We start from the raw sequence: 24,626 nt of genomic DNA, 5'->3' as shown, positions 1-24,626 counted from the left end.
AGCGATGGACGAAACAGCCGCTAAGACGACGCAGATCATGGGCGTCCTCAATGTCACCCCCGACTCCTTCTCCGACGGCGGGCTGTGGTTCGACCATGACCGAGCCGTCGCCCACGGACTCGAACTCATGGCAGCCGGTGCCGACATCATCGACGTCGGTGGCGAATCGACGCGTCCGGGATCGGCCCGCGTCGACGAAGCCGAAGAGCTGCGCCGAGTCGTCCCGGTCGTCCGTGAGCTCGCCGCAGCCGGAGCTGTCATCAGCGTCGACACGATGCGTGCCCGCGTCGCTGCAGAATCCCTGGCAGCCGGAGCTCATATCATCAACGACGTCTCCGCCGGACAGTCGGACCCCACCATGCTCAGCGTCGCCGCCGAGTCCGGAGCTCCCATCGTGCTCATGCACTGGCGCGGCTACCTCGATCAGGCTTCGGCGACGTTCCACTACGACGATGTCGTCGCCGAGGTGATCTCCGAGCTGCGCACCCGCATCGACGAAGCCATCGACGTCGGCGTCGAACCGGCGAATATCATCGTCGACCCCGGCCTCGGGTTCTCGAAGAACGCCGAACACAACTGGCAGCTGCTCTCCGCGCTCGACGAATTCGCCGCCCTCGACCACCGACTCCTCGTCGCCGCCAGCCGGAAGCGCTTCATCGCCTCCCTGCTCAGCCCCGACGACCCGAAACAGGCCGAACAGGCGGCGAAGGATCAGGCCACGGCCACGATCTCCGCGATCTCCGCGCAGGCCGGTGCCTGGGCGGTCCGCGTCCACGATCCGGCCACCTCGGCGGTCGCCTGCAAGGTCATCGCCGCGGTCAGGGAACACTCCGCAGCAGCGGCACACCCGGCAGCGGACTCCGGGACTGAGGGATCCGGGCGATGACCGGCGCAGAGTCGGCCCCCGACCGCATCGAACTGCGCGGACTGACGGTGCGCGGCAACCACGGCGTCTTCGACTTCGAGAAGCGCGAGGGTCAGGACTTCATCATCGACGTCACCCTCCACACCTCCGTCGCACGTGCCGCGGCCACCGACGACCTCGCCGAGACGATCCACTACGGCGAACTCGCCGAAGACGTCGCCGGAATCGTCGAGAACAACACCTTCGACCTCATCGAAACGCTGGCCGAACGCATCGCCGACCACTGCCTGAGCCTGTGCGAACACGTCGAGGTCGTCGTCCACAAACCCTCGGCACCGATCCAACGGACCTTCGACGATGTGCGCATCCGAGTCGAACGCAGACGCGTCGACTCTGCCGCCGCCTCGGTGAGGGAGCCTGCAAGGGCCGCGGACGCGCCGCGCGGTTCGGGCGACACGGCCGAGGGCGAGACCGAAGCGTATCTCAATCTCGGGGCGAACCTCGGCGATGCCGCGGACACCCTCGACCAGGCGGTGGCCGCCCTCGACCGGCATCCGGACATCACCGTCACCCGCCGGTCCTCACTCTTCCGCACCGCCCCCTGGGGCGGAGTCGACCAAGCCGACTTCCTCAACCTCGGAGTGCTCGTGACGACCACATTGTCGGCTCTCGAACTGCTCTCGGTGGCACAGGGCATTGAAGTCGCCTGCGGGCGGACGCGCGAACTCAGGTGGGGACCCCGCACCCTCGACATCGACCTCATCCGCTTCGGAGACGAGGACGGGGAGCAGCGCAGCAAGACCCCGCGACTGACGCTGCCGCACCCGCACGCTCACGAACGTGCCTTCGTCCTCGCGCCATGGGCGGAACTCGTCGGAGACACACTCATCGACACCCCACAGGGACGCCGCCCCATCAGCGCGGTCCTGGCCGAACTCGACGACCAGGACATCGCTCGGATCACCTCTGGATAACCGCCCGCGATCTGAGAGACTGGGAACCATGCAGAGAACCTCCTCGTCCACCCTCGCCGTCTGGGCCGTGATCGGCACGGTTCTCGCGATCGTGGTCGACGTGGTGCTCGAAAGCCAGGGGTTCTCACTGCCGGGACTGCCGTGGTTCGCCATCATCGGCATGCTCGTCCTCGCAGCCATCCTGTTCCTGCTCGGCTGGCCCATCAAGAAATGGAACGACGGTGACCGGACGAAGGAGATCGACCCGATCCAAGCGGCGAGAGTGGCGATCATGGCCAAGGCCAGTGCCCTGACCGGGGCCGGACTGGCCGGCTGGTACCTGGGCAACGCCGGCTACTACTTCCTGTCAGCCCCCGGGATCCGCAATGATCTGGCCGCAGGTATGCTTGTCGCGATGATCTCGGCCGCAGTGCTCATGATCGTCGGTATGATCGTCGAGGGATTCTGCGAGATCCCACCCCAAGACCCGCCGGGAGCTGAAACAGCATGAACCGCGACCTCTCCTTCTCCATCGGAGCCGATGTGCCCTTCAACAGGGTGAGTCCGAAGTACGGGCTGAAAGAGGTTCTGGCGTCACTGACGCTGCTCGTTCCGATGCTCATCGCCGGGCTGGCCTTCGCGATCATCTTCAACTCCGAGGTGCCCTGGCTGCACCTCATCTGGATCGCCGTCCTCGTCTACGGCATCATTTCGACGATCATCATCCTCCGTCAGGCTCGCGCCATCGGCTATGCCGAACGGGAGGACGACCTGCTCGTCCGCCGCGGCATCATGTTCCACCGCGCCACCGTCGTGCCCTACGGCCGACTCCAATTCGTCGACGTCGACGCCGGCCCCATCGACCGCATGTTCGGCCTGGCCACCGTCAAACTGCACACCGCGTCGGCCGCCACCGACGCGACGATCCCCGGACTGCCCCGCGCCGAAGCCGATCGCCTGCGCGACAGCCTCGCCGGACTCGGCCAGGCCAATCTCGCCGGGCTATGACCATGAGCGACGCATCTTCACCCGAAACCCCGAACCCCGGCACCGAGGCGGCCGCACCGGAGGTCTGGCACCGCGTCCATCCGCTGACGCCGATCCTCGAGAGCCTCGGCGTCCTCGTCGGCATCTTCATCGCCGCGGCCTACGGTCTGCAGAACTTCTTCCAGAGCGCCGTCGAAGACCTCGCCTCCGGCCGGTCCGTCAACCTCACCTTCGCCGAATGGCTGGGCGCTCACCCGCTGGTGATCCTCGCCGTCGTCGGCGGAATCATCCTGATCCTGGTCCTCACCGCCTTCTTCAGCTGGCTGGCGTGGCGAGTCATGGGGTATCGGGTCGACGCCGAGGCGATCTACTACCGTCGGGGGCTGCTGTCGAAGAAGCTGCGCAAGGCCCGTCTGGACCGCGTCCAGTCGATCGATCTGCAGCAGAAGCTGCTGCCGCGCATGCTCGGCATGGCCGAACTCGTCTTCGATGTCGCCGGCGGCACCGACTCGAACATCTCCCTGAAGTACCTGTCGAAGAAACGTGCCGAAGAGCTGCGCGATGAACTTCTCGCCGCGGTGAAAGCGAAGAAGAACGCATCCGCGACGTCTGCGACGTCCACCGATGCGGTGCCCGGAGTCGCAGCCGACCACGGTGGGACCGAGGCCGATACAGAGGCAGGCGGCGGCGCAGGAGCCGATGCATCTGCGGGCGACACTGCACGCTTCGGCGCCGGTGGCCACGACAGCCCGGACCCAGGTGCGGACGGAGAACAGCCGGGCATCGACCGCTCAGTGCCCGAACGCAGCGCCGACAGCATCGGAGTGCGACTGAGCAAGCGCCTGGGCGTCCTGGCCGACGACGTCTCCCACGAAGCGGAACGGAGCCTCAACGACCTGCTGGCTCCGTACAACCTCTCGGCCGATGTCGGCGAAGAGGGAGAGATCATCCGTGTCCCCGCCCATCGGGTCATCGTGTCCTCCCTGCTCAACACCGGAACGCTGATCTCCGTCGGCGTCATCATCGTCCTCGTCGCCATTGCCGTCGTGTTCCTCCTCGTCGGAATCGAGGAGGCCTTCCTCCCGATCCTCATCGGTGGATTGCCCGGCATCTTCGCCGCGTTCGCCGGGTTCAAGAAGAACCTCGACAATGCCAACTTCGTCGTCCGCATCAGCGAAGACGGATTGGCCGTCAGCCACGGACTCTTCTCCACCTCCCGCAAAGTCATCCCGCTCGACCGGCTCCAGGCCGTCTGCCTCCACCAGCCGCTGCTGTGGCGCTGGGCCGGCTGGTGGAGGGCCGAATACAACATCGCCAGCGACGGCGGAAAGAGCGACGAGAACCTGCTCCTGCCGGTCGGCGATATCGACCAGGCACTGCTCATGGTGGGTCTCGCTCTGCCCGACCCGCAGCTGCCCGAAGGCATCTCGGCCGACGGCCTCGTCCGGTCGGCCATGTACGACAGGAAATCCACACACCCCGACGCAGCGGCGGCCGAGGAGCTGTTCCACGCGCAGCCGCGCTCCTCACGGATCCTCGACCCCCTCGTCTGGAGACGACGGGCCTATGCCCTCACCGATTCCCTGCTCGTGCTGCGCCTGGGAGTCCTCGATCGCCGGGTCGACTTCGTGCCCCATGTCAGGGTCCAGTCCCTGCGCTACTACCAAGGGCCGCTGATGAGGTCGCTGAAACTGGGCAGCGTGGCCGTGCACTCGACCGCCGGACCCATCACCCCGCTCGTGAAGCATCAGGACGCCGAAGCTGCCAAACGCTTCTTCACCGAACATGCCGAACGTACTCGGATCGCCCGCCAACGCTTCGACGCCGCCGCGAAGTCGGCACACACCGGCCCCATCGAGACTCACGAGGAAGACAACGGATGAGCCAGGACGACGCACCACGGCTGGGCATCGGAATCATCGGCTGCGGCCGAGTCGGAGCCAGCATCGGTGCCGCCTGGAGGCAGGCCGGTCACGCGATCATCGGAGTCAGCGCCACCTCGACGGCCAGCCTCGAACGTGCCGAGGACATGCTGCCCGGAGTGCCGGTCCTCGACCCCGACGCGATCACCGAACGCGCCGAACTCGTGCTCATCGCCGTCCCCGACGACGAGATCGCACCACTGGTGACCGGACTGGCGAACCTCGGCCGCATCCATGCCGGGCAGATCCTCGTGCACTGCTCCGGCCGATACGGAACGGACGTCCTCGAGGCCGGGACCCGCCTCGGCGTTCTGCCCATCGCTCTGCACCCATCCCTGACATTCACAGGCACCGAGGTCGATCTCAGCCGTCTGCGGCAGGCGACGATCGCGGTCACTGCGCCCGCGCCGATCCGTCCGGTGGGCGAGGCTCTCGTCGTCGAACTCGGTGCCGAACCGATCGACATCGCCGAGGCGGACCGTCCTCTCTACCATGCGGCCATCACCCACGCGTCGAACCATTCGATCACGATCCTCGCCGAGGCCATGGAACTGCTCGCCGAGGCAGGGGTCGCCGATCCGTCGGCCGTCCTCCACGCCCTCGTCGACGCCAGCGTCGCCAACACCATGCAGAACGGACCGAAGGCGCTGACCGGACCGATCAGCCGTGGTGATGTCGGAACCATCGAAGCGCACCTGGCGGCACTGAGCGAGTTCAGCCTCAGCCGATCGAACCCGGCCGTGCGCAACAGCTACATCGCACTCGCCCGATCGACGGCCGCGAAAGCACTGGCGATGGGACGGATCACAGAAGCTCAGGCACAGCAGATCCTGAGCGCTCTGGACTGACCGCCGAATTCCCCCGTGCGGCCCGTCCACGGTAGCCTTGAAGCATGGCGAATACCGACTCGAAGACACCTGAGAACGCAGACCTTTCACCCGAACACCTCGATCCGGAACAGATCCGGATTCGAAAGGACAAGCGCCAGCGTCTCCTCGACGACGGAACCGATGCCTACCCGGTGACGGTGCCCCGCACCCACAGCCTCGCCGAGGTCCACGCCGCCCACGACGGTCTCGAAGCGGGGGAGGAGACCGAGGCTGTCGTCGGCGTCATCGGCCGAGTCGTCTTCGTCCGCACCACCGGCAAACTCTGCTTCGTCACACTGCAGTCCGGTGACGGCACCCGCCTGCAGGGCATGCTCTCGCTGCGTGAAGTCGGTCAGGAGCGCCTGGACGACTTCAAGACCGACGTCGACCTCGGCGACTTCCTGTTCCTGCACGGAAAGGTCATCAAGTCCAAGCGCGGTGAGCTCTCCGTCCTCGCGGACTCCTGGACCATGGCGTCGAAGGCCCTCCGCCCGCTGCCCGGATTGCACACCGAACTCGCCGAGGACACCCGCGTCCGCCAGCGCTACCTCGACCTCATCACCCGCGAGCAGGCTCGGGAGACGATGCTCACCCGTGCCAAGGTGATGTCGTCGCTCCGGAAGACCTTCGCGGACCAGGACTTCGTCGAGATCGAGACGCCGATGCTGCAGACCATGCACGGCGGTGCCTCGGCACGCCCGTTCAAGACGCATATGAACGCCTACGACATCGACATGTACCTGCGCATCGCCCCGGAGCTGTTCCTCAAGCGGGCGGTCGTCGGCGGAATCGAGAACGTCTTCGAGATCAACCGCAACTTCCGCAACGAGGGTGCTGACTCCACTCACTCCCCGGAATTCGCGATGCTCGAGGCCTATCAGTCCTTCGGCGATTACCATTCGATCGCCGATCTCACGAAGACCCTCATCCAGAACGCCGCCCAGGAAGCCACCGGATCGCTCGTCGTCACTCTCGACGACGGCACGGACTACGACTTCGGCGGAGACTGGCCGGTCGTGAGCATGTACGACTCCCTATCCGAGCTGTCCGGCGTCGAGGTGACCCCGGAGACCGGACTGGACGTCCTCGACAAGATCGCCGCCGACAACGGCGTCGACATGGGCGGAGTCTTCCGCTCACACGGAAAGTACGTCGAAGAGCTGTGGGAGCACTTCTACCAGGACAAGCTCTGGGCTCCGACCTTCGTCACCGACTTCCCGGTCGACACCTCACCACTGGTGCGTGAGCACCGGACGAAGAAGGGCGTCGTGGAGAAGTGGGATCTGTATGTGCGCGGCTTCGAGTTGGCCACCGGCTATTCGGAGCTCGTCGACCCGATCATCCAGCGTCAGCGTTTCGAGGCTCAGGCCGCGGACGCCGCCCGCGGTGACGACGAGGCGATGGGCCTCGACGAGGACTTCCTCATGGCGATTGAGCACGGAATGCCGCCGACCGGCGGAATGGGCATGGGACTCGACCGTCTGCTCATGGCGCTGACCGGTTTGGGAATTCGTGAAACCATTCTGTTCCCATTCACCAAGCCTTTGGCTTCTTCGCAGGAGGACTCGGCTCAGGAGGGCTGATCTGATTATGTTGGATATCCTCAAAGCGCTGCTCCCGTCGATCTGTGTGGGATTGCTGTTCTGGTATGTGTTCCGGAATATCGTCCGCGCAGATCGCAATGAACGCGAACAGGTAGATAAATACTATTCAGAGATTGACGTTAGCGAAGTCGACGATAATCCCCGAACGGATGTTAAGATGACAGCGACAAAAACCTCTGATTACGAAAAGAGTGAACATGGCAAGGGAAATGCGCCTCGTTCTCACGGATGATTTCGACGGAAGCGAAGCGGCGGAAACCGTTCGTTTCAGCCTCGACCAGGCGACGTACGAACTCGAGCTCTCAACCGAGAATGCCGACAAACTCCGTGAGACGTTCGCCCCATTCATCGCCAAAGCACGTCGTGTAGCCAACACCGGTGGCCGTGGCCGCCGTGCGGGCTCGTCGGGCCCCAAGCGGGACACGGCGAAGATCCGCGAGTGGGCTCAGAACAACGGGTACCAGCTCGGTGATCGTGGACGGATCCCGCTGGAGATCGTCGAAGCATACGAAGCAGCGGAGAAGTAAGAGGCTCATTCGAAAGCCGATAACTTCCGATTAGACCCGAGGGGTCAGCGAATTGAATCGCTGGCCCCTCGGTCTTTTTGTGCTCGACCTCGGAAATATCAATTGCCCTCATCCGGCGATGCGGCAACACAGCAGTGATGAATCATCACAGACAATTGCCAGGTGGAGAGTAGTTGAAAATCATATCGATTGATGCCGCAGCCAAATGATTCGAAGAAGCTGCACACGAATCAAGGGAGCCTGCACTGCGGCTGAGGAAAGACCTCTGCTCACCGCACGGCTGTTGAAGTCGGTTCAGTTCTCCGGGTTCAATTGAATTCGTGCCGCACTCATATGCTCCGGGTCTCCGGTCTGCAGAGCGTACAGCCCCAATTCGACGGGCGACGTCGAGTAGAGCTCGCCGCAGTGCTCGGCGAACCTGGGCCAGATCCGAGCGCCGGCTTCCACGTATCGCGCGCTCGTGTTCTCGAACGCTGAGGCCGAGACACTGGCGTGATGGAACATGAAATCTCTGGCCGGATCGCCGATTGCCGCGGTCGTCCAGTCGAGGATGCTCAGATTGACGGGTCCGTCCATGAGCTGATGAGCCGGGTACACCTCGCCATGAGTCACGGTTGAGAACGACGGCCAATAGCTGTCTTCGTCGAGCCACGCGGTCCACCGCCGGAGCAGGGACGGCGCCACCTCGAACTCGGCGGCGACGTTGTCGATGTCTTCGCGCTTGCGCTGTCGGATCTCGGTGGGGGAGAACTCCGGAATGCCTGTGTCCCGAACGACAGCCGGGTCGACGGTGTGAAGTTCGGCGAGGACTGATCCGAGCGATGCGGCATACTCGGAGGATTCGACATCGAAATGCCACTGCGGCTGACCACTGTCATCGATCGTCAGTCCGGGTGTTCCCGGCAGCAGCGGGTAGGCGATGAGGTCATTCGAGTGGATCTGCCAATCGGGGACCGCGACGCTCAGATGCGGTGCGATGGCGCCCAGGAACCGGCCCTCGACGGCGGCGCGGGCAGAGACATCCGGACGCCGAGGGATCCGGAGCACCCACGCTCCGCCGTCGACCGCCTCGGCGATGGCGACCTGGAAGTCGAGGCCGAGCTCGTTGATGACGATGGAATCGGTGATGATGTCGAGACCGTGGGCCCGGGCCAGGTCCCGGATGATCGTGGGATCGGTGGGCATGTCTGCGTCCTCTCTGACGTTGCTGTGTGGGTCTCGAGTCTAGAGAATTTCGCCCACAGCCAAACGGTTTCGGCTGATGGCGAAACCTGCAATAGAACCGCGGTCGTGGTGGTTAGGCTCAGAAGAATCAGAAGACCGAGGAGGATGAATATGTTCGAGCGGTTCACCGACCGAGCACGACGCGTCGTGGTGCTCGCGCAGGAAGAAGCGAAACTTCTCAAACACAACTACATCGGCACCGAGCACATTCTGCTCGGCCTCATCCATGAGGGTGAAGGTCTGGCAGCGAAGGCACTCGAGGGTATGGACATCTCCCTCGAGCAGGTGCGCGACCAGGTCCAGGAGATCATCGGTCAGGGACAGCAGGCTCCGAGCGGCCATATTCCCTTCACCCCGCGGGCGAAGAAGGTCCTCGAGCTCAGCCTCCGTGAAGCACTGCAGCTGGGTCACAGCTACATCGGCACCGAGCATATTCTGCTCGGCCTCATCCGTGAGGGCGAGGGCGTTGCCGCGCAGGTGCTCGTCAAGCTCGGCGCGGACCTCGGACGCGTCCGCCAGGAAGTCATCAAGCTGCTGTCGGGCTACCAGGGCAAGGAACCCGTGTCCGCCGGCGGCCGCGAAGAGGGAACTCCCTCGGGATCGCTCGTGCTCGACCAGTTCGGCACCAACCTCACCGCTGCGGCCCGCGAGGCCAAGCTCGACCCGGTCATCGGCCGGCACGAGCAGATGCAGCGCGTGATGCAGATCCTCTCGCGTCGCACGAAGAACAACCCGGTGCTCATCGGTGAACCCGGTGTCGGCAAGACGGCTGTCGTCGAAGGACTCGCACAGGCCATCGTCAACGGCGATGTCCCCGAGATCCTCGCCGACAAGCAGCTCTACACACTCGACCTCGGTTCGCTGGTCGCAGGCTCCCGCTACCGCGGTGACTTCGAGGAGCGTCTGAAGAAGGTGCTCAAGGAGATCCGCACCCGCGGCGACATCATCCTCTTCATCGACGAGATCCACACCCTGGTGGGTGCCGGAGCCGCCGAAGGTGCGATCGATGCCGCTTCGATCCTCAAGCCCATGCTGGCTCGCGGAGAGCTGCAGACCATCGGTGCGACCACGCTGGACGAGTACCGCAAGCACATCGAGAAGGATGCCGCTCTCGAGCGCCGGTTCCAGCCGATCCAGGTTCCCGAACCGTCGCTGGCGCATTCGATCGAGATCCTCAAGGGTCTGCGTGACAAGTACGAAGCGCACCACAAGGTCACCGTCACCGACGGAGCCCTGGCAGCCGCTGTCAACATGTCCGATCGCTACATCAACGACCGGTACCTGCCGGACAAGGCGATCGACCTCATCGACGAAGCCGGTGCCAAGCTGCGCATCTCGCGTCTGTCGGTTCCCCAGGAGGTGCGTGACCTGGAGGAGAAGATCCTCGAGGCCCGCCACCGCAAGGAAGCCGCCATCGATGCTCAGGACTTCGAACTGGCAGCCTCGGAGCGCGATTCCGAGATGAAGCTGCAGAAGGAGAAGGAAGAGCAGACCGAGGCGTGGCGCAAGTCCGGCACCGACACCTCGAAGGTCGTCGATGCCGATCTCATCGCCGAAGTGCTCGCCTCTGCCACCGGCATTCCGATCTTCAAGCTCACCGAGGAAGAGTCCTCGCGTCTGCTGCGGATGGAAGACGAGCTGCACAAGCGCGTCATCGGTCAGGACGATGCGGTCAAGGCGATCTCGCGGGCGATCCGTCGTACCCGCGCCGGGCTGAAGGATCCGAAGCGCCCCTCCGGCTCGTTCATCTTCGCGGGCCCCACCGGCGTCGGCAAGACCGAGCTGGCCAAGGCTCTCTCGGAGTTCCTCTTCGGCGATGAGGATTCGCTCATCAGCCTCGACATGTCCGAATACTCGGAGAAGCACACGGTTTCGCGACTGTTCGGTTCGCCTCCGGGATATGTCGGATACGAAGAGGGCGGTCAGCTCACGGAGAAGGTCCGCCGGAAGCCGTTCTCGGTCGTCCTCTTCGACGAGGTGGAGAAGGCCCACTCGGACATCTTCAACTCGCTGCTGCAGATCCTCGAGGATGGTCGACTGACCGACTCGCAGGGTCGTGAGGTGGACTTCAAGAACACCATCATCATCATGACGACCAACCTCGGTACGCGTGATGTCTCGAGCGGACTCCAGCTCGGATTCCAGGTCGAGGGTGACACGAAGACCAACTACGACCGGATGAAGCAGCGGGTCAACGAAGAGCTCAAGCAGCACTTCCGTCCCGAGTTCCTCAACCGGGTCGATGACACGATCGTGTTCCCGCAGCTGAGCATGGTCGAGATCATCAAGATCGTCGATCTCTTCCTCGAACGTCTCGACGTCCGCCTGGCCGATCAGGGCATGAAGGTCGACGTCACGGCCAAGGCGAAGGATCTGCTCGCCGAGCGCGGCTACGATCCCGTCCTGGGTGCCCGTCCGCTGCGTCGGACGATCCAGCTCGAGATCGAGGACACTCTGTCGGAGAAGATCCTGTTCAAGGAGATCGGACGCGGCCAGACCATCAAGGTCGACGTCAAGGGCGAAGGAAAGGACGCTGAGTTCACCTTCGAAGGCATCGAGACCGAGAGCCTGAAGCCCGCTGAGGATGACGAAGGCGAACTCGCAGGTCTGGGTTCGTCCGGTTCGAGCGGATCCTCGGAGACCTCGGCCTGATCGTTCATCACCTTCTCGGATAACGCATAAGAGTCCGGGGAGTCGGCAGCAGCCGACTCCCCGGACTCTTTCGTGTTCGCCTCCGGCGATGGTGTTGAATGTCGGTATGAGCTCACATGCAGGCGACTTCGATCACGGACTGATCTCCGAGGACCATCATTCAAAGCACGAACTCCCAGGAGGTCTGTACCTGCGACGAGCGAGGACCGGCGATGTCAAAGGCATCGAAGCCCTGGTCGCCCCACTGGCCGGTGAGCGGATCCTGCTCGCCAAGGACACGGTGACCTACTTCGAGTCGCTGCAGGAGTTCTGGCTGGTCGTCGACCCGCAGCCCGATGGTTCCGAGATCCTCGCCGGCTGCGGCGCCCTGCACATCATCTGGGCGGATCTCGCCGAGGCGCGCACGGTCGCCACGTCACCGGACTATCGGGGCAGGGGAGTGGGCAAGGCGATCATCCAGCAGCTGCTCGCCGATGCTCGTGAGATCGGAGTCGACCGGGTGTTCTGCCTGACCTTCGAGACCGGATTCTTCGGTTCGCTCGGCTTCGAACCGATCAAGGGCATCCCCGTCTCACCCGAGGTCTACGTCGAGCTGCTTCACTCCACCGATGAGGGCGTCGCAGAGTTTCTCGACCTGGCCAGGGTCAAACCGAATACCCTGGGCAACTCACGGATGATCAAATACCTCTGAGGCAGACCCTGATCCTGGCCGTCACCGGCGGGCGTCGGTCTTGGCCACGCTCTCACCGGCCAGTGTAGGCGACTGCCGCACACGCACCGTCCAGTGGCGACGTCTGCCATGTTCGGGTCCTGATTCAGCTGTTCGGCAATGCCAATCGGCCATCGACCTGTTGTGCCAGACCGTCGTCGACGAGGTCGGAGATGAGCCGATTGATCCTGTCCTGGTCCGCACTGAGTTCACGCACTCGCGCCACCGCCGTGGCCGTCGATTCGGCCAGTGAGTCGAGAAACACCGGGTCGAAGTCGGTCACCGAGGCGGTGAAGACGTCGAGCCGGACACCGCGTCGGTCGTCCCCGGCGACGTGCGCTGCCTTGAGGACATCCATGATCGCGCCGCGCAGCTGTCGATCGGTGCCTGCCCACTTCTGAGTCTTCGGTTTCGTCGCCGAGGCGGGTCTGCCCAATCGGTTCCATGTGCAGATGTCCTGGAGCGGGCAGGCGGGGCAGTCGGGATTGCGTGCCGTGCAGACGAGGGCCCCGAACTCCATGACTCCGGCGTTCCACTCAACGTGCTTGTCCTCGGGCACCAGGGCGGCCGCCCAGGCAGTCTCCTTCCGGCCAGGTGAGGTGGTGGGGCGTTCCCGGCCCGCGAAGAGGCGGATGAGGACCCGACGCACGTTCGTGTCGAGCACGGTCGTCTTTCTGCCGAAAGCGAAGGAGGAAACCGCGGCGGCGGTATAGGACCCGATGCCCGGCAGTCGTTCGAGCTCTTCGGTCGTTTCGGGAACCCGGTTGTCCAGGTCCGCGGCGATGACTTCGGCGGCTTCCTGCAGTCGCAGCGCTCTGCGCGGATAGCCCAAGCGATCCCAGGAGTGGAGGACTTCGGCGGTCGGGGCGGCGGCGAGGTCGGCTGGTGTCGGCCATTTGTCCATCCACGCACGCCATCGCGGTTCGACTCGGGCGACAGGGGTCTGTTGGGACATGATCTCACTGACGAGGATTGCCCAGGCACTCGTCTTCGGGTGCCTCCACGGCAGGTCGCGGGCGGTGTCCTCGAACCAGGCGATGATGGTGTCCTGGACTCGTCTGAGCACAGGTTCGGACACCTCGGGGAAGGCGGAGGTCGACCCGGAGGGATTCGATTCGGGACCGGCTCGGTGTGTCATTTGGATGCTCAATCGCTTCGGCCTAGGCTCAAAGCGATGACTCCTTCCAATCGTGGTTCGCAGCCGAACAGAGCTGCCGGGCAGCCTCGCCAGTCTAGCGGGAAGCTGCCTGCTCACGTGTACCGCCGACGCCGTATCACGCTTGCTGTGGCCAGCCTCCTCGTCCTGGGGCTTCTCGTGCTCGGAATCGTCGGAATCGTCAAAGCCATCGGCGGCCGCAGCGACGGATCGGACAAGGTTGCAGCCGAGGAGACTACCCCGGCCGAATCGACGACGGCGGCACCGGTGCCGGATAAGAAGGCAGCGAGCGGAAAGTGCCCGGAGGACAAACTCTCGCTGAAGGCGAAGGTCGATCCGAAATCCGTGAAGGATGGGAAAGAACCCGAATTCGGCATGGTCATCGAGAACGGCCACACCGCCACGTGCCTCATCGAGGTCGGTACCGATAAGCAGGAATTCATCGTCGAAAAGAACGGTGATGTCGTGTGGTCGTCGGAGTACTGCGCGGCGGCGAAAGACGAGAATGCCGAAGCTTCCACGGAGTTCGCACCGCAGTCGGAGAAGACTGCGAAACTCAAATGGAACCGGATCAAGGTCGACAAGAACTGCAACCGCGAAGACGCTGACTTCGCCCCCGGCGACTACGAGCTCATCGTGAAGCTCGATGACAAGAAGAGCGAACCGACGCCGTTCGAGCTCGAGAAGAGCGCCGCCGATAAGGCCAAGGAGAAGAAGGCCGCGGAGGAGAAGAAGAAAGCCGACGAGGAGAAGAAGTCGGAAAAGGAATCCGGCGAGAAGGACTCCTCGGATGAGAAGCAGTCAGAGGAACCGCAGGACTGAGTCCTCAGGCACCACGGTAGGAGCCGACTCCCCAAGAGTTCCCGTCGTGGTCGCGGAAGTCGAATTCGCGGCCGCCGTAGTCTTGAGTCGCTACCGGTCGCACGATCGCATGCCCCAGGTCGACGATCTCCTGGTAGAGTCGGTCCACTTCTCGTTCGGTGTCGACGACGACGTAGATCGAGCTTCCGCCCACTGCATCGAGTGCCGATCCGTCGTTGCGGACCGAACCGAACATGATCCCGCCGTTGTCACCGAGCGCGAATTCGGCATGCTCGACGAGGGCCGGGTCCTGCTCATTGCGCACGAGCAGTCTTTCGGTGAACCCGAGCGTGACCAGCAGTTCGATCGTCGCTGCGGCATCGGTGGTCCGGAAGGCGGGAAAAACTGTCGTGGTCATGACACCAGGATGCTCCAAAACCAAGCGAAAGTCCCGAACTTTCTCACTTCTGCTCCCGAAGACCCTGCTTCGTCAGCATCAGTTCGACCGCCCCGGCGATGTGTTCGCACTCCTCGACCTCCATCTTGTCCGGTGCCGCCACATTGGTCATGGCTCCCTTGGCGACGACGGCATGAGTGATGCCCAGTCGTTTGGCTTCGTTGAGGCGTTGGCCGAGATTGGGGACATTGCGGATCTCCCCTGACAGGCTGACTTCGCCGATCGCGACGAGGTGGCGAGCCAGCGGCTTGCCGAGCAGCGCCGAGGCCAGGGACATGCAGATCGCGAGGTCGCTGGCCGGCTCGGAGAGCTTCGCTCCGCCGACGGTGGCGGTGAAGACATCGCTCTTGGCGAGGTCCGCCTGCGCGACGTTCTGGCTGAGCACAGCCAGCATCATCGCCACTCGGGAGGAATCGACTCCGGAGACCGAGCGACGGGACTGGCCGCCGGCGGATTCTGTGATGAGCGATTGGACTTCGACGAGCAGCGGTCGCTTGCCCTCCTGCGTCACCGTTAGGCAAGTGCCGGGCGGATTCGCACCGCTGCGCGAGAGGAACAGTCCCGACGGGTCCTCGAGACTCTTGATCCCGTTCTCCTCCATATCGAAACAGCCCACGTCGTCGGTGGGGCCGAAGCGATTCTTCACCGCGCGCAGCATACGCAGACGCGAATGCCTCTCACCTTCGAAGGTGCATACGACGTCGACGAGGTGCTCGAGAAGGCGAGGACCGGCGATCGTGCCGTCCTTCGTGATGTGGCCGACGAGCACAGTCGGCAGAGACCGGGCCTTGGCTTCCCTGATGAGGGCGGAGGCGACTTCGCGGACCTGGGTGACTCCGCCGGGGATGCCTTCGACCTCGGAGGATGCCAAAGTTTGGATCGAGTCGACGACGAGCAGCTCCGGCTGTTCGGATTCGATCATTCCCAGTACCGACCCCAGATCGGTCTCGGCGGCGAGGAGCAGCGAGTCGGCCAGGGCATTGATCCGTTCGGCGCGCAGCCGCACCTGACCGGCGGATTCCTCACCGGTGACATAGAGAACCTTGACCCCGAACATGGCGATCTTCGCGGCGACGTCGAGCAGCAGCGTCGACTTGCCGACCCCCGGCTCGCCGGAGAGCAGGACAACGGCGCCAGGCACGATGCCACCGCCGAGCACCCGATCGAACTCGGGGACGAACGTCGATCTCGCCTGCGCGAGCGACGAGTCGATCTCGCTGATCGGCTTCGCCGCATTGGATTTCTTGATTTTCGTCTTCACCTTCGACGAGTTCGCGCCCTTTTCCTCAAGGGTGCCCCAGGCCTGGCATTCGGGGCAGCGTCCCAACCATTTGACTGTCGAATAGCCGCATTCCGAGCATGTGAAAGACATACCGCAATTCTGGCACGGGCCGCTGACACGAGAGTCCTTGCTCGAGAGTCCGGCCTCAGTGACAAGGAGAGCTGGCCGGTGCGCACTGCAGCGGGGGAGCCCGGTGAATGCAGAAGGGCGCCCGACGATGAGTTCGTCGGACGCCCCTGCCGGCAGAGTGCGGCAGCCAGGTCAGTCGAGCGTGGTGAGGATTCGGGGACCATCCTCGGTGATGGCGATCGTGTTCTCCGAATGGGCACCATTCGAACCGTCGGCCAGGCGCAGGGTCCAACCGTCCTTGTCGACGGACAACTTCTTCGAGGTGAACGACCACCAGGGTTCGATCGCCAAGGTCAGACCCGGTTTGAGGACCAAGCCGCGACCTCCCTTTCCGCGGTTGGGCACGTGCGGATCCTCGTGCATCGTGTGGCCGAGACCGTGCCCGCCGAAGTCGAGGTTGACGGGGATGCGGTGGGCATCGGCCACGTCACCGATGGCCTTCGAGATATCGCCGAGGCGATTGCCTGCTTGGGCGGCGCTGATTCCGGCTTCGAGGCCGGCCCAAGTGGTGTCGATGAGTCGTTGGTCCTCGTCGCTGCCGTTGCCGACGACGACGGAGCGTGCGGCGTCGGCGACCCAGCCGTCGATGGATACGGCGAAGTCGAGGGTGAGCACGTCGCCGTCCTTCATCACGTAGCTGTGGGGCTTGCCGTGGAGGACGCCGTCATTGACGGACAGGCAGATGACGTTGCGGAAGGGGCCGGAGCCGAAGGAGGGGGCATAGTCCCAGTAGCAGGACTTCGCTCCGGCATCCTCAATGAGCTTCCGCGCGGTCTTCTCCAGGTGCATGATGTCCATGCCCGGTTCTGCGATCGAGGTCAGCTCGGCCAAGGTCTTCGCGACGAAACGGCCGGTCACCGCCATCTTGTCGATCTCGGCGGGCGTCTTCAGCTCAATCACAGGGGTCTCCTTAGGCGGGGTGCAGGGTTTCAACAGCGTTCACTGGTCCAGACTCGATTTTAGTCCTCGGCAATGCCGAAGTCGCGGCCGCACCCGGATCTGTGGGCAAGCAGACAGTCGCGGTCGGAGCTCAGCGTCACTTTGTTCGGTCTACCGGACAGCCGACTTCTGCCCGAAACCTGCTCGTTCAAGGGTTCGCTCGAATATCGCCCCGTTTACGTCGTGTGATTCGAGCGAGCCCTTGATCGATGCGCGAAGGCGGGCGTTAAGAGGGAGGGGACCTCTCGGAGGTGGGGTCGTGAACCAGGCAGCAGTTCCGACTACGGGCAAGGATGCTTGTGTCTTGATTTCCCGGTGCGTAGGGTGCGGAGCATGAGGCACATCATCATGGCTTACAGCGCAGGCATCGCTCTGGCAACTTCGGTGTTGTCGGGTGAAGAGGACCTCCGTGCAGGCGGGCCCTGGGTTCTCACGCTCATCGTCTTTCCCGCCTGCTCACTGCTCTGCCTCGCCTTCATTCTCCGAGACCACCGGCGACGGGAGCGTGCAGACAGCCAGTGCAAGCACGATTCTGCATCCTCGAGTGCAGAGCCAGACGAGAGCGTGAGCAGAGATCGCTGAGGACGCAGTCCTGCACGAGAGTTGATCAGTCAACGCGAAACTCGAAAGAGTCGTCACTGGCGACGACTTTTTCGAGTTTCGCGTGACCTGAGCGCGATTGCGCGTCAGCTGAGACTGGTGTCCGACTTCTGCGGTCGTGCAATGAGCCAGCAGATCGGTCCGACGACGGGCAGCAGCAGGACGATGATCGCCCAGACGAGTCTCACCCGAGGGTCGAGTCCTGATCGGGCGATGCTCACCATTGCCCAGATGAGCAGGACGACGAGCACTAGGACGACTCCGGACCAGATCACGTCATAGGCGGCGGGCAGTAGCGGATTTTTGCTCATGGCATCAATCTACCTTGGTTTTTGTACGAAAGTCGCTCGTTCAGGGGCCAGCGCGGATATCGCGTCGTGTACCACGTGATATCCGCGCTGGCACTTGAACGACGTGAAGGGTCGTCGGTGGGCCGGTCTGCGCTTCGATCAGCCCACCGGCCCACCGGTCGAGGACCTCACTTCGCCCCAGAGGACTCAGCTCTCTCAGAGGAACTCGACTCCCTGCGCCAGCGGCAGCTCTCCGGAGTAGTTGATCGTGTTCGTGGCCGGGCGCATATAGGCCTTCCACGAATCCGAACCCGACTCGCGTCCGCCGCCGGTCTCCTTCTCACCGCCGAAAGCACCGCCGATCTCCGCACCGGAGGTGCCGATGTTGACGTTGGCGATTCCGCAGTCGGAGCGGGACAGGAACTTCTCGGATTCGGCGAGTTCGGCTGTGAAGATTGCCGAGGACAGACCTTGCGGCACTCCGTTGTGGATCTCGAGTGCCTCATCGAGATCCGAATATGTGACGACGTAGAGGATCGGGGCGAACGTCTCCTCTTTGACCACTGCGCTCTGACTGGGCATCCGCACGACGGCGGGTTCGACATAGTGAGCATCCGGACGTTCATCGGCGAGCACCCGGCCACCACCGCAGAGGATCTCGCCGCCCTCTGCCTCTGCCTGTTTGAGGGCCGCCTGCATCGCATCGAACGAACCCGAATTGATGAGCGGTCCCACGAGCACTCCGTCATCGGTCGGCGATCCGATGCTCAGCGTCTTGTATGCGGCGACGACCTTGTCGACGAACTCGTCGGCGATGGACTCGTGCACGATGAGCCGCCGCAGCGTCGTGCACCGCTGGCCGGCCGTTCCGGCGGCCGCGAAGACCACTCCGCGCAGCGCCAGATCGATATCGGCGCTCGGGGCGACGATCGCCGCGTTGTTGCCGCCGAGCTCGAGCAGGACCTTGCCGAAGCGCTCGGCCACGACGGGTCCGACCTCGCGACCCATCCGCACCGATCCCGTCGCCGAGACCAAGGCCACGCGTTCATCCCGGACCATCACATCTCCGATGTCCCGGCCACCGACGAGGACGGGTGCGAGGTTCTCCGGTGCCCCCACCTCGGCGGCGGCCCGGGTCAGCAGCGACTGTGCCCCGAGGGCGGCGAGCACGGCGTTCTCTGAGGGCTTCCACACGACCGCGTCACCGGCGACCAGGGCCAGGGCGGTGTTCCAGGAATACACGGCCACGGGGAAGTTGAATGCGGAGATGACCCCGACGACGCCGAGGGGATGCCACGTCTCCATGAGCCGGTGACCCGGCCGTTCGCTGGGCATGGTCTTGCCCCACAGCTGCCGGGACTGACCGAGTGCGAACTCGCAGATGTCGATCATCTCCTGGACTTCGCCGGCCGCCTCGGAAGGGGTTTTGCCGGCTTCGACAGTGATGATCTTGGCCAGATCCTCCTTGTGCTCGCCGAGCAGCTGTCCCCACCGCTGCACCAGCTGACCGCGGACGGGAGCGGGCACGTCCCGCCAGGTCTCGAACGCGGTCTGGGCTGCGGCGATCTTGTCCGCCGCTGTCTGCACGGTGTCCGCGGCGATCGTGCCGAGGCCCTGTCCCGTGATGGGGGAGCGGGCCGGAAGGCTCGCCGAGGCGGCCGATCCCTTGAGAGCGGATGCGTCTACTCCGCAGGCGCTCAATCCTGAGGTGAGGAGGTCGGTGATGGTCTGATCGGTGGGCAGTGCAGTCATTGCTGTCCTTTCGTCGTCTGCTGTGTCGATCGGTCGCTTGGCCGGTCGGTGGAGTTCAGTCGTTGCGGGGAGGTGGGAGATGAGGGGCGGGTGTGCGAGGCCTCAGATCACGTTGAGCTCCTTGCGCAGTCCGGTGGTGGCGAAGCGTCGTTTGTCCATGGGAGCCACGTCGACGAAGGGGATGCGGCCGGTCATGAGGTCGGCGACGACCTCTCCGACGGCCGGGCCCATGAGGAAGCCGTGACCGGAGAACCCGCAGGCGTAGAAGAATCCCGGCCTCTCCTCGGCCTCGCCGATGAGGGCATTGTGGTCGGGCGTCATCTCATACAGTCCCGCCCACCCGTGTTTGGCCTCGACTTCGCCGAGTTCCGGGGTGCGGGCTTCGATGTGCTCGGCCAGGGTGGCCAGCCAGTTCGGGTCGCGTTTGTCGTTGAAGGACCAGTCATCGACCTCATCGGGGCAGCCGAACAGCAGCCCGGTTCCTTCCGGGTGGACGTAGTAGCTGGTGGAGAAATCTATCGTGAAGGGCATCTGCGAGGTGTCGAAATCGACGGGCTCGGAGACCATGATCTCCCGCCGCAGCGGCTTCACGGGCAGGTCGACCCCGGCCATGTCCCCGATGGGGCCGGACCAGGCTCCCGCCGCGACGACGACCTGTTCGCAGCTGATCGTGCCCTGATTCGTGATCACCGAGGTGGCCATGCGATCCGTTCCGCCGTCGGTGTCGAATCCGGTGACCTCGCAGTTCTTGACCACCGTGACCCCGCGCTCGCGGGCGGCGGTGACGAAGCCTGCGACGACGGCCTCGGGGGTGCAGTGACCGTCGCCGGGATTGAACGCCCCGGCGATCAGCCCTTCGGTGTTGACGAACGGGGCCAGCTCGGCCACCTCGGCGATGGTGAGCATCCGCGAATCCAGCCCCATCCGCTGTTGCAGGGCCACGTTGTCGGTGAACGCGCGCACGTCGTCATCGTTGTCGAGGAGGAACAGATAGCCGTTGCTGACCAGGTCGATGTCGACGCCGAAATCGGTTTCGAAGTTCCGCAGCACTTCGAGCCCGCGGGCGGCCAATGCGATGTTGACCTCGTCGGAGAATTGGCAGCGCACACCTCCAGCGGCCTTCGACGTCGATCCGGCTCCGGGGGTGTTGCGTTCGACGATGACGATGTCGCGGACTCCGCGTTCGGCCAGGTGGTAGGCGATGGCCGCTCCCATGACGCCGGCGCCGATGATGACGACGGAGGCTTCGGCGGGCAGGGCTCTGGACGTGTCGGGGACCCCGTCGGTGTGAGGGGTGGTGGCTGATGCGGTGGGGGATTCCACGGTTCACCTCGCTGTCTGCTGCCGGGGCGACCGTCGTTGGTCGCCCCGGAAACGGAGAGTGCCGACGGCGATGTCGGCGTTTGTGTCTTGACTTCATTGTGGTTGCCATCACACTTAAGAACAAGGGAGAGTTTGTGAACATTGTGTTCAAGAAACCTAAAGACAGGAGAGCGCTGCCATGACATGGACGCTCGGACAGCTGCGCACATTCGTCGCTGTGGCCGAACTCGGATCGATGACGCGGGCGGCCGACCACCTCGGCTACAGCGTCGGGGCCGTGTCCCAGCACATCTCAGCCCTGCGCAGAGTCGTCGATTCCGACCTGTTCCGACGGCGCGGCCGTGGGCTCGTCCTCGCCGAAGCCGGGCGCACCCTGCTGCCCAGGGCGCGGAACATCCTCGCCGCTCAGCAGCAGGCGGAGATGGCGATGCTCGGCCGGGACTTCCGCAGCGAGGCCATCGTCACCCTCGGCGTCTTCGGATCGGCATCGACGACGGCGCTGCCGAAGGTGGTGCGGGCGCTGGCCGAGCGCCATCCGCATATCGAAGTCCGGGCGCGGGAGATCAATGTCGAGACCATGTCGGCCGCCGTCATCGACGGGATCATCGACCTGGGGATCGGGATCAACTACCCGGCCGCGCCGCTGCCGCCGATGCGCGGGCTGAGTTGGGAAGCTGTGGCCGAGGAAGACTTCGGCATCGTCGTCCCCGCGGGGACGTCCCGGCCGAGCGATGACGATCTGGCCGAGGCCGACTGGATCCTACCGCCGGCCGAGGAGCTCTTCGGCCGCGCGATGCGGTTGGCCACCTCGGCGCTGGGAATCAATGCGAAGGAGACCCATATCGTCACGGACACCGCGGTCGCGCTGGCGCTCGCCGGAACCGGGCTCGGCCTGACCCTGGCGACGCCGATCATGATGTCGTTGGGTGGGTCCGACGTCGACCTCCACCCCGTCGTCGAGGCGGGCGGACGCGAGATCATCGTGCTGACTTCCCCGGACCCCAGCGATCCGGTCCGGGCGGTCGCTAAGGTGGTCACCGAAGTCTTCGCCTGAGATTCCGACCTAGGATGAGGACATGAGCTTCGACCATCAGTGGAATAAGGTACGCAGGGCCAACCCCGACCATTCGGCGAACTACGCGCAGCGGTGGCGAGATCTTGCGGCCGCCGGGCATGACATCGGCGGTGAGGCCAGGTTCGTCAACGCCATGGCTCCGCGGGGATCGCGCATCCTCGATGCCGGCTGCGGAACCGGCCGGGCCGGCGGACTGCTCATCGACGAAGGGCACACCGTCTTCGGCGTGGATCTCGACGAATTCCTCATCTCCGTCGCCGAGGAGGACTTCCCCAGCGGTGAATGGCACACCGGCGACCTCGCCGACTTCGATTTCGCCGGCGCCGGGATCACCGAGATCGATGTGGCCTTCTGCGCCGGAAACGTCCTGTCCTTCCTCGATCCCGCCTCGCGCCGGCAGACCTTGGGCAATATCAAATCGACGCTCAAACACGGCGGCCGGTTCGTGTCCGGCTTCGGTGCCGGACGCGGGTATGATTTCGACGATTTCATCGAGGACGTCAAGGCCACGGGGATGTTCGTCGACCAGAAGTTCTCCACCTGGGAACTCCGCCCCTTCGAAGCTGACAGCGACTTCCTCGTCCTCATCGCCGAAAGGCTGTGAGCCGGTCGATTCGCAAGGGCGGCAGAATTAGGCTGGGATCGACCCATACTGCTGATCAACTGAAGGAGAATGATCATGATCTTCATCGTCGTGAAATATGACGTGAAACCCCACAGTGTCGAGAAGTTCCCCGAAGCCGTTCGGGCCTTCACCGAGGCGACCCGCGCCGAACCCGGCAATCTCTTCTTCGAATGGTCGAAGAGTCTGGAGAACCCGAACGAGTTCGTTCTCGTCGAGGCATTCACCGATGAAGGCGCAGAACCGCACGTCACCAGCGATCACTTCGCCGCCGGCCTCGAAGCCATGCGCCCGCACCTGGTGTCGACCCCGAAGATCATCTCCCGCAAGATCGACGGTGAAGGCTGGGACGAAATGGGCGAACTGAAGATCGACTGATCGCCTACCAGGCCTTCAACACCGGTCGATCGAGCACATAGACTTCTGCCATGGCGACCAAAGCGCAGAACATCGCATCGATCGAAAAGGCCCTCGGCGAACCATGGGCCGCCACCCGTGCTCGCTTGGAGGCGGCCGGGGGAGCGTCGGCGAGTCACAAAGAGCTCGCCGACGCTCTCTATCCCCAGTTCGACGGCAGAGTCGACAACCACGGCTGGTGGGTCCAGGGCGCCGTCGTCGCCTACGAGCAGGAGATCGGACGCCGAGTCCCCGGCCAGCGCGCCGACGGCACTTTCGACGTCGCCGTCTCCCGCACCATTCCCGGCGATCGTTCCGCACTCATCGAAAAATTCGCGTCCCTCGTCGGCGACACCCTCAACGAGGTAGCCCTCGACGGTGATCCCCGCACCTCGGAGACGGCGAAACGCTCCTTCTGGAGAGCGAACCTCGACGGCGGCATCAAGGTCGAAGCCGCAGCCGAGACGAAGAGCGAAGACAAAACCCTCTTCGTCCTCACCACGTCAAAGCTTCCCAGCCCCGAAGCCCTCGAGGAATGGCGGGCCTTCGGCAAGGACTTCCTCAAGCAGCTCTGAGCTCTGACCGTCCGGCAGTTTTGATCGACCGCCGGTGGAACAGCTCCGACCTCTTGTGAGCACGGCAGCTCCGAGACACCCGATCCGCCTCAGCCGATGATCGGGTTCCAGACTCCGAACATGTGAGCCGCACCGATCGCGACCGCGCAGACAGCCAGACTGAGAAGCACCGCCACGACATCTCGGACCGCGAAACTCGACCGCCTGCGCCACGTGCGGCCCGGACGACCGAATGCCCGTCCCTCCATCGCCATCGCCAGGTTCGTTGCCCGGCGAATCGAGACCACGAGCAGAACGAATACCCCGCTGAAGAGGCTGCCCGTGCGCCGCAGAAGCGAACCGCCCGCGACACCTCTGGCCCGCCTGGCCATCGCCAGCACCTGCCACTCACTGACCAGCAGTCCGAGCAGACGTGAGGCCGCGAGAACCGAGACCACAACCACCTCTGGCAGCCGCAGATGCTGAATGAGCGCATCGGCGAGATCACGCGGATCGATCGTCGACGCGAGCACGATGAGCGGGATCGCCAATGCCAAGGCACGGACGAAGATCGCCGCGGCCGCGGCCAGCGACCCGGTGGTGAACAGAATCGGACCGAAGTCGACGACCACATCCCCAGTCTTCTCCGCCAACAGCGCCGTGCCCCAAGCGGCGAGCAGAGCGCCGGCGGGGAGGAACCACAGCCGCTTGGCCGCGGCCACCAGATCGAGTCCCGTCGCCGGCAGCGCCAGCACTGCCGCGAGCAGCACCACCCCGGCAGAGATGAGATCAATGCTCAGCAGCGCCCCGACCATGAGGATGAGGGCCACTGCGATCTTCGTCAGCGGATTGCACCGAGCCAAAGCGGTGGAACGCACCACGGGGATGAGCTGTCCCGGATCCTGTACGGCGACCTCAGGGGAGGGGCGAGAACGCAC

At 64.2% G+C, this 24,626-nt stretch carries 24 protein-coding genes; 15 read left to right on the top strand and 9 right to left on the bottom strand.

What is annotated here, in order from left to right:
- The first annotated feature begins 4 nt into the window (after positions 1-4).
- The 8 genes from folP (at position 5) to ACU4IU_RS03770 (ending at position 7,727) form a co-directional block, all read left to right on the top strand.
- Positions 5-886 (top strand): dihydropteroate synthase, encoded by an 882-nt coding sequence (gene folP / locus ACU4IU_RS03805; protein ID WP_218973642.1) that lies wholly within the window; start codon positions 5-7, stop codon positions 884-886.
- Positions 883-1,839 carry a 2-amino-4-hydroxy-6-hydroxymethyldihydropteridine diphosphokinase gene (gene folK, locus ACU4IU_RS03800; protein ID WP_139468653.1) on the top strand — a complete coding sequence of 319 codons (957 nt, stop codon included), beginning with the start codon at positions 883-885 and terminating at the stop codon, positions 1,837-1,839. The genes folP and folK overlap by 4 nt, the downstream gene beginning before the upstream one ends.
- Positions 1,840-1,867: 28 nt before the next feature.
- Complete coding sequence (locus ACU4IU_RS03795) at positions 1,868-2,329, top strand: DUF3180 domain-containing protein (RefSeq protein ID WP_139468652.1); 462 nt, start codon at positions 1,868-1,870, stop codon at positions 2,327-2,329.
- Positions 2,326-2,826: a PH domain-containing protein gene (locus ACU4IU_RS03790; protein ID WP_139468651.1), complete on the top strand. Its 501-nt coding sequence runs from the start codon at positions 2,326-2,328 to the stop codon at positions 2,824-2,826. The genes ACU4IU_RS03795 and ACU4IU_RS03790 overlap by 4 nt, the downstream gene beginning before the upstream one ends.
- Before the next feature lie 2 nt (positions 2,827-2,828).
- The gene (locus ACU4IU_RS03785; protein ID WP_248283964.1) at positions 2,829-4,688 is read left to right on the top strand and encodes a PH domain-containing protein; all 1,860 of its coding nucleotides are present in this window, start codon (positions 2,829-2,831) and stop codon (positions 4,686-4,688) included.
- A complete protein-coding gene (locus ACU4IU_RS03780; RefSeq protein ID WP_139468649.1) occupies positions 4,685-5,575 on the top strand; it encodes a Rossmann-like and DUF2520 domain-containing protein in 891 nt (296 codons plus the stop codon). Before ACU4IU_RS03785 ends, ACU4IU_RS03780 begins: the two co-directional genes overlap by 4 nt.
- 44 nt (positions 5,576-5,619) lie before the next feature.
- Complete coding sequence (lysS, locus tag ACU4IU_RS03775; protein ID WP_446655899.1) at positions 5,620-7,179, top strand: lysine--tRNA ligase; 1,560 nt, start codon at positions 5,620-5,622, stop codon at positions 7,177-7,179.
- A 218-nt stretch (positions 7,180-7,397) separates the two neighbouring features.
- Positions 7,398-7,727 carry a histone-like nucleoid-structuring protein Lsr2 gene (locus ACU4IU_RS03770; RefSeq protein WP_092015973.1) on the top strand — a complete coding sequence of 110 codons (330 nt, stop codon included), beginning with the start codon at positions 7,398-7,400 and terminating at the stop codon, positions 7,725-7,727.
- A 294-nt stretch (positions 7,728-8,021) separates the two neighbouring features.
- Here the strand turns inward: ACU4IU_RS03770 and ACU4IU_RS03765 are convergent, their stop codons facing one another.
- Complete coding sequence (locus ACU4IU_RS03765; RefSeq protein ID WP_139468646.1) at positions 8,022-8,912, bottom strand: macrolide 2'-phosphotransferase; 891 nt, start codon at positions 8,910-8,912, stop codon at positions 8,022-8,024.
- Between the two features lie 150 nt (positions 8,913-9,062).
- On the opposite strand from ACU4IU_RS03765, the gene ACU4IU_RS03760 reads away from it, so the two are divergent.
- Positions 9,063-11,603: an ATP-dependent Clp protease ATP-binding subunit gene (locus ACU4IU_RS03760; RefSeq protein ID WP_139468746.1), complete on the top strand. Its 2,541-nt coding sequence runs from the start codon at positions 9,063-9,065 to the stop codon at positions 11,601-11,603.
- 106 nt (positions 11,604-11,709) lie between these two features.
- Positions 11,710-12,294, top strand: coding sequence for an amino-acid N-acetyltransferase (locus tag ACU4IU_RS03755; protein WP_446655898.1), 585 nt, complete (start codon positions 11,710-11,712; stop codon positions 12,292-12,294).
- A gap of 124 nt (positions 12,295-12,418) precedes the next feature.
- Here ACU4IU_RS03755 and ACU4IU_RS03750 read toward each other — a convergent pair whose 3' ends face one another.
- Entirely contained in the window at positions 12,419-13,450 is a 1,032-nt protein-coding gene (locus ACU4IU_RS03750) for an A/G-specific adenine glycosylase (protein WP_139468644.1), read from the bottom strand.
- Between the two features lie 36 nt (positions 13,451-13,486).
- Here ACU4IU_RS03750 and ACU4IU_RS03745 point away from each other — a divergent pair, with 36 nt between their 5' ends.
- Positions 13,487-14,290, top strand: coding sequence for a hypothetical protein (locus tag ACU4IU_RS03745; RefSeq protein ID WP_248283963.1), 804 nt, complete (start codon positions 13,487-13,489; stop codon positions 14,288-14,290).
- A 4-nt stretch (positions 14,291-14,294) separates the two neighbouring features.
- Here the strand turns inward: ACU4IU_RS03745 and ACU4IU_RS03740 are convergent, their stop codons facing one another.
- The 6 genes from ACU4IU_RS03740 to ACU4IU_RS03715 all read right to left on the bottom strand — a co-directional run bounded on the left by ACU4IU_RS03740 (position 14,295) and on the right by ACU4IU_RS03715 (position 21,041).
- Positions 14,295-14,687 (bottom strand): VOC family protein, encoded by a 393-nt coding sequence (locus tag ACU4IU_RS03740; protein WP_139468643.1) that lies wholly within the window; start codon positions 14,685-14,687, stop codon positions 14,295-14,297.
- Between the two features lie 43 nt (positions 14,688-14,730).
- Complete coding sequence (gene radA, locus ACU4IU_RS03735) at positions 14,731-16,098, bottom strand: DNA repair protein RadA (RefSeq protein ID WP_446655897.1); 1,368 nt, start codon at positions 16,096-16,098, stop codon at positions 14,731-14,733.
- A gap of 171 nt (positions 16,099-16,269) precedes the next feature.
- Complete coding sequence (gene map, locus ACU4IU_RS03730; RefSeq protein ID WP_139468641.1) at positions 16,270-17,037, bottom strand: type I methionyl aminopeptidase; 768 nt, start codon at positions 17,035-17,037, stop codon at positions 16,270-16,272.
- A 725-nt stretch (positions 17,038-17,762) separates the two neighbouring features.
- A complete protein-coding gene (locus ACU4IU_RS03725) occupies positions 17,763-17,987 on the bottom strand; it encodes a PLD nuclease N-terminal domain-containing protein (RefSeq protein WP_172173788.1) in 225 nt (74 codons plus the stop codon).
- Positions 17,988-18,182: 195 nt separating this feature from the next.
- Positions 18,183-19,718, bottom strand: coding sequence for an L-piperidine-6-carboxylate dehydrogenase (amaB, locus tag ACU4IU_RS03720; RefSeq protein ID WP_446655896.1), 1,536 nt, complete (start codon positions 19,716-19,718; stop codon positions 18,183-18,185).
- A 102-nt stretch (positions 19,719-19,820) separates the two neighbouring features.
- Positions 19,821-21,041, bottom strand: coding sequence for an NAD(P)/FAD-dependent oxidoreductase (locus ACU4IU_RS03715; RefSeq protein WP_446655895.1), 1,221 nt, complete (start codon positions 21,039-21,041; stop codon positions 19,821-19,823).
- 178 nt (positions 21,042-21,219) lie between these two features.
- Here ACU4IU_RS03715 and ACU4IU_RS03710 point away from each other — a divergent pair, with 178 nt between their 5' ends.
- From ACU4IU_RS03710 to ACU4IU_RS03695, 4 genes are all read left to right on the top strand, one after another.
- Positions 21,220-22,095: a LysR family transcriptional regulator gene (locus ACU4IU_RS03710; RefSeq protein ID WP_139468638.1), complete on the top strand. Its 876-nt coding sequence runs from the start codon at positions 21,220-21,222 to the stop codon at positions 22,093-22,095.
- Positions 22,096-22,117: 22 nt separating this feature from the next.
- Complete coding sequence (locus ACU4IU_RS03705; RefSeq protein WP_139468637.1) at positions 22,118-22,720, top strand: class I SAM-dependent methyltransferase; 603 nt, start codon at positions 22,118-22,120, stop codon at positions 22,718-22,720.
- Positions 22,721-22,795: 75 nt separating this feature from the next.
- Positions 22,796-23,116 carry a putative quinol monooxygenase gene (locus ACU4IU_RS03700; protein WP_139468636.1) on the top strand — a complete coding sequence of 107 codons (321 nt, stop codon included), beginning with the start codon at positions 22,796-22,798 and terminating at the stop codon, positions 23,114-23,116.
- Positions 23,117-23,166: 50 nt separating this feature from the next.
- Positions 23,167-23,709 (top strand): hypothetical protein, encoded by a 543-nt coding sequence (locus ACU4IU_RS03695; protein WP_446655894.1) that lies wholly within the window; start codon positions 23,167-23,169, stop codon positions 23,707-23,709.
- Between the two features lie 89 nt (positions 23,710-23,798).
- Here ACU4IU_RS03695 and ACU4IU_RS03690 read toward each other — a convergent pair whose 3' ends face one another.
- Positions 23,799-24,626 carry an energy-coupling factor transporter transmembrane component T family protein gene (locus ACU4IU_RS03690; RefSeq protein WP_248283961.1) on the bottom strand — a complete coding sequence of 276 codons (828 nt, stop codon included), beginning with the start codon at positions 24,624-24,626 and terminating at the stop codon, positions 23,799-23,801.

This window comes from Brevibacterium sp. CSND-B09 (assembly GCF_052906525.1).
This window is presented reverse-complemented; position numbering and strand designations above follow the sequence as displayed.

Excerpts from the sequence above, each read along its gene's own strand:
- folP (WP_218973642.1), top strand. The coding sequence starts at position 5 with ATGGACGAAACAGCCGCTAAGACGACGCAGATCATGGGCGTCCTCAAT.
- folK (WP_139468653.1), top strand. The coding sequence starts at position 883 with ATGACCGGCGCAGAGTCGGCCCCCGACCGCATCGAACTGCGCGGACTG.
- ACU4IU_RS03795 (WP_139468652.1), top strand. The coding sequence starts at position 1,868 with ATGCAGAGAACCTCCTCGTCCACCCTCGCCGTCTGGGCCGTGATCGGC.
- ACU4IU_RS03790 (WP_139468651.1), top strand. The coding sequence starts at position 2,326 with ATGAACCGCGACCTCTCCTTCTCCATCGGAGCCGATGTGCCCTTCAAC.
- ACU4IU_RS03785 (WP_248283964.1), top strand. The coding sequence starts at position 2,829 with ATGAGCGACGCATCTTCACCCGAAACCCCGAACCCCGGCACCGAGGCG.
- ACU4IU_RS03780 (WP_139468649.1), top strand. The coding sequence starts at position 4,685 with ATGAGCCAGGACGACGCACCACGGCTGGGCATCGGAATCATCGGCTGC.
- lysS (WP_446655899.1), top strand. The coding sequence starts at position 5,620 with ATGGCGAATACCGACTCGAAGACACCTGAGAACGCAGACCTTTCACCC.
- ACU4IU_RS03770 (WP_092015973.1), top strand. The coding sequence starts at position 7,398 with ATGGCAAGGGAAATGCGCCTCGTTCTCACGGATGATTTCGACGGAAGC.
- ACU4IU_RS03765 (WP_139468646.1), bottom strand. The coding sequence starts at position 8,912 with ATGCCCACCGATCCCACGATCATCCGGGACCTGGCCCGGGCCCACGGT.
- ACU4IU_RS03760 (WP_139468746.1), top strand. The coding sequence starts at position 9,063 with ATGTTCGAGCGGTTCACCGACCGAGCACGACGCGTCGTGGTGCTCGCG.
- ACU4IU_RS03755 (WP_446655898.1), top strand. The coding sequence starts at position 11,710 with ATGAGCTCACATGCAGGCGACTTCGATCACGGACTGATCTCCGAGGAC.
- ACU4IU_RS03750 (WP_139468644.1), bottom strand. The coding sequence starts at position 13,450 with ATGACACACCGAGCCGGTCCCGAATCGAATCCCTCCGGGTCGACCTCC.
- ACU4IU_RS03745 (WP_248283963.1), top strand. The coding sequence starts at position 13,487 with ATGACTCCTTCCAATCGTGGTTCGCAGCCGAACAGAGCTGCCGGGCAG.
- ACU4IU_RS03740 (WP_139468643.1), bottom strand. The coding sequence starts at position 14,687 with ATGACCACGACAGTTTTTCCCGCCTTCCGGACCACCGATGCCGCAGCG.
- radA (WP_446655897.1), bottom strand. The coding sequence starts at position 16,098 with ATGTCTTTCACATGCTCGGAATGCGGCTATTCGACAGTCAAATGGTTG.
- ACU4IU_RS03725 (WP_172173788.1), bottom strand. The coding sequence starts at position 17,987 with ATGAGCAAAAATCCGCTACTGCCCGCCGCCTATGACGTGATCTGGTCC.
- amaB (WP_446655896.1), bottom strand. The coding sequence starts at position 19,718 with ATGACTGCACTGCCCACCGATCAGACCATCACCGACCTCCTCACCTCA.
- ACU4IU_RS03710 (WP_139468638.1), top strand. The coding sequence starts at position 21,220 with ATGACATGGACGCTCGGACAGCTGCGCACATTCGTCGCTGTGGCCGAA.
- ACU4IU_RS03705 (WP_139468637.1), top strand. The coding sequence starts at position 22,118 with ATGAGCTTCGACCATCAGTGGAATAAGGTACGCAGGGCCAACCCCGAC.
- ACU4IU_RS03700 (WP_139468636.1), top strand. The coding sequence starts at position 22,796 with ATGATCTTCATCGTCGTGAAATATGACGTGAAACCCCACAGTGTCGAG.
- ACU4IU_RS03695 (WP_446655894.1), top strand. The coding sequence starts at position 23,167 with ATGGCGACCAAAGCGCAGAACATCGCATCGATCGAAAAGGCCCTCGGC.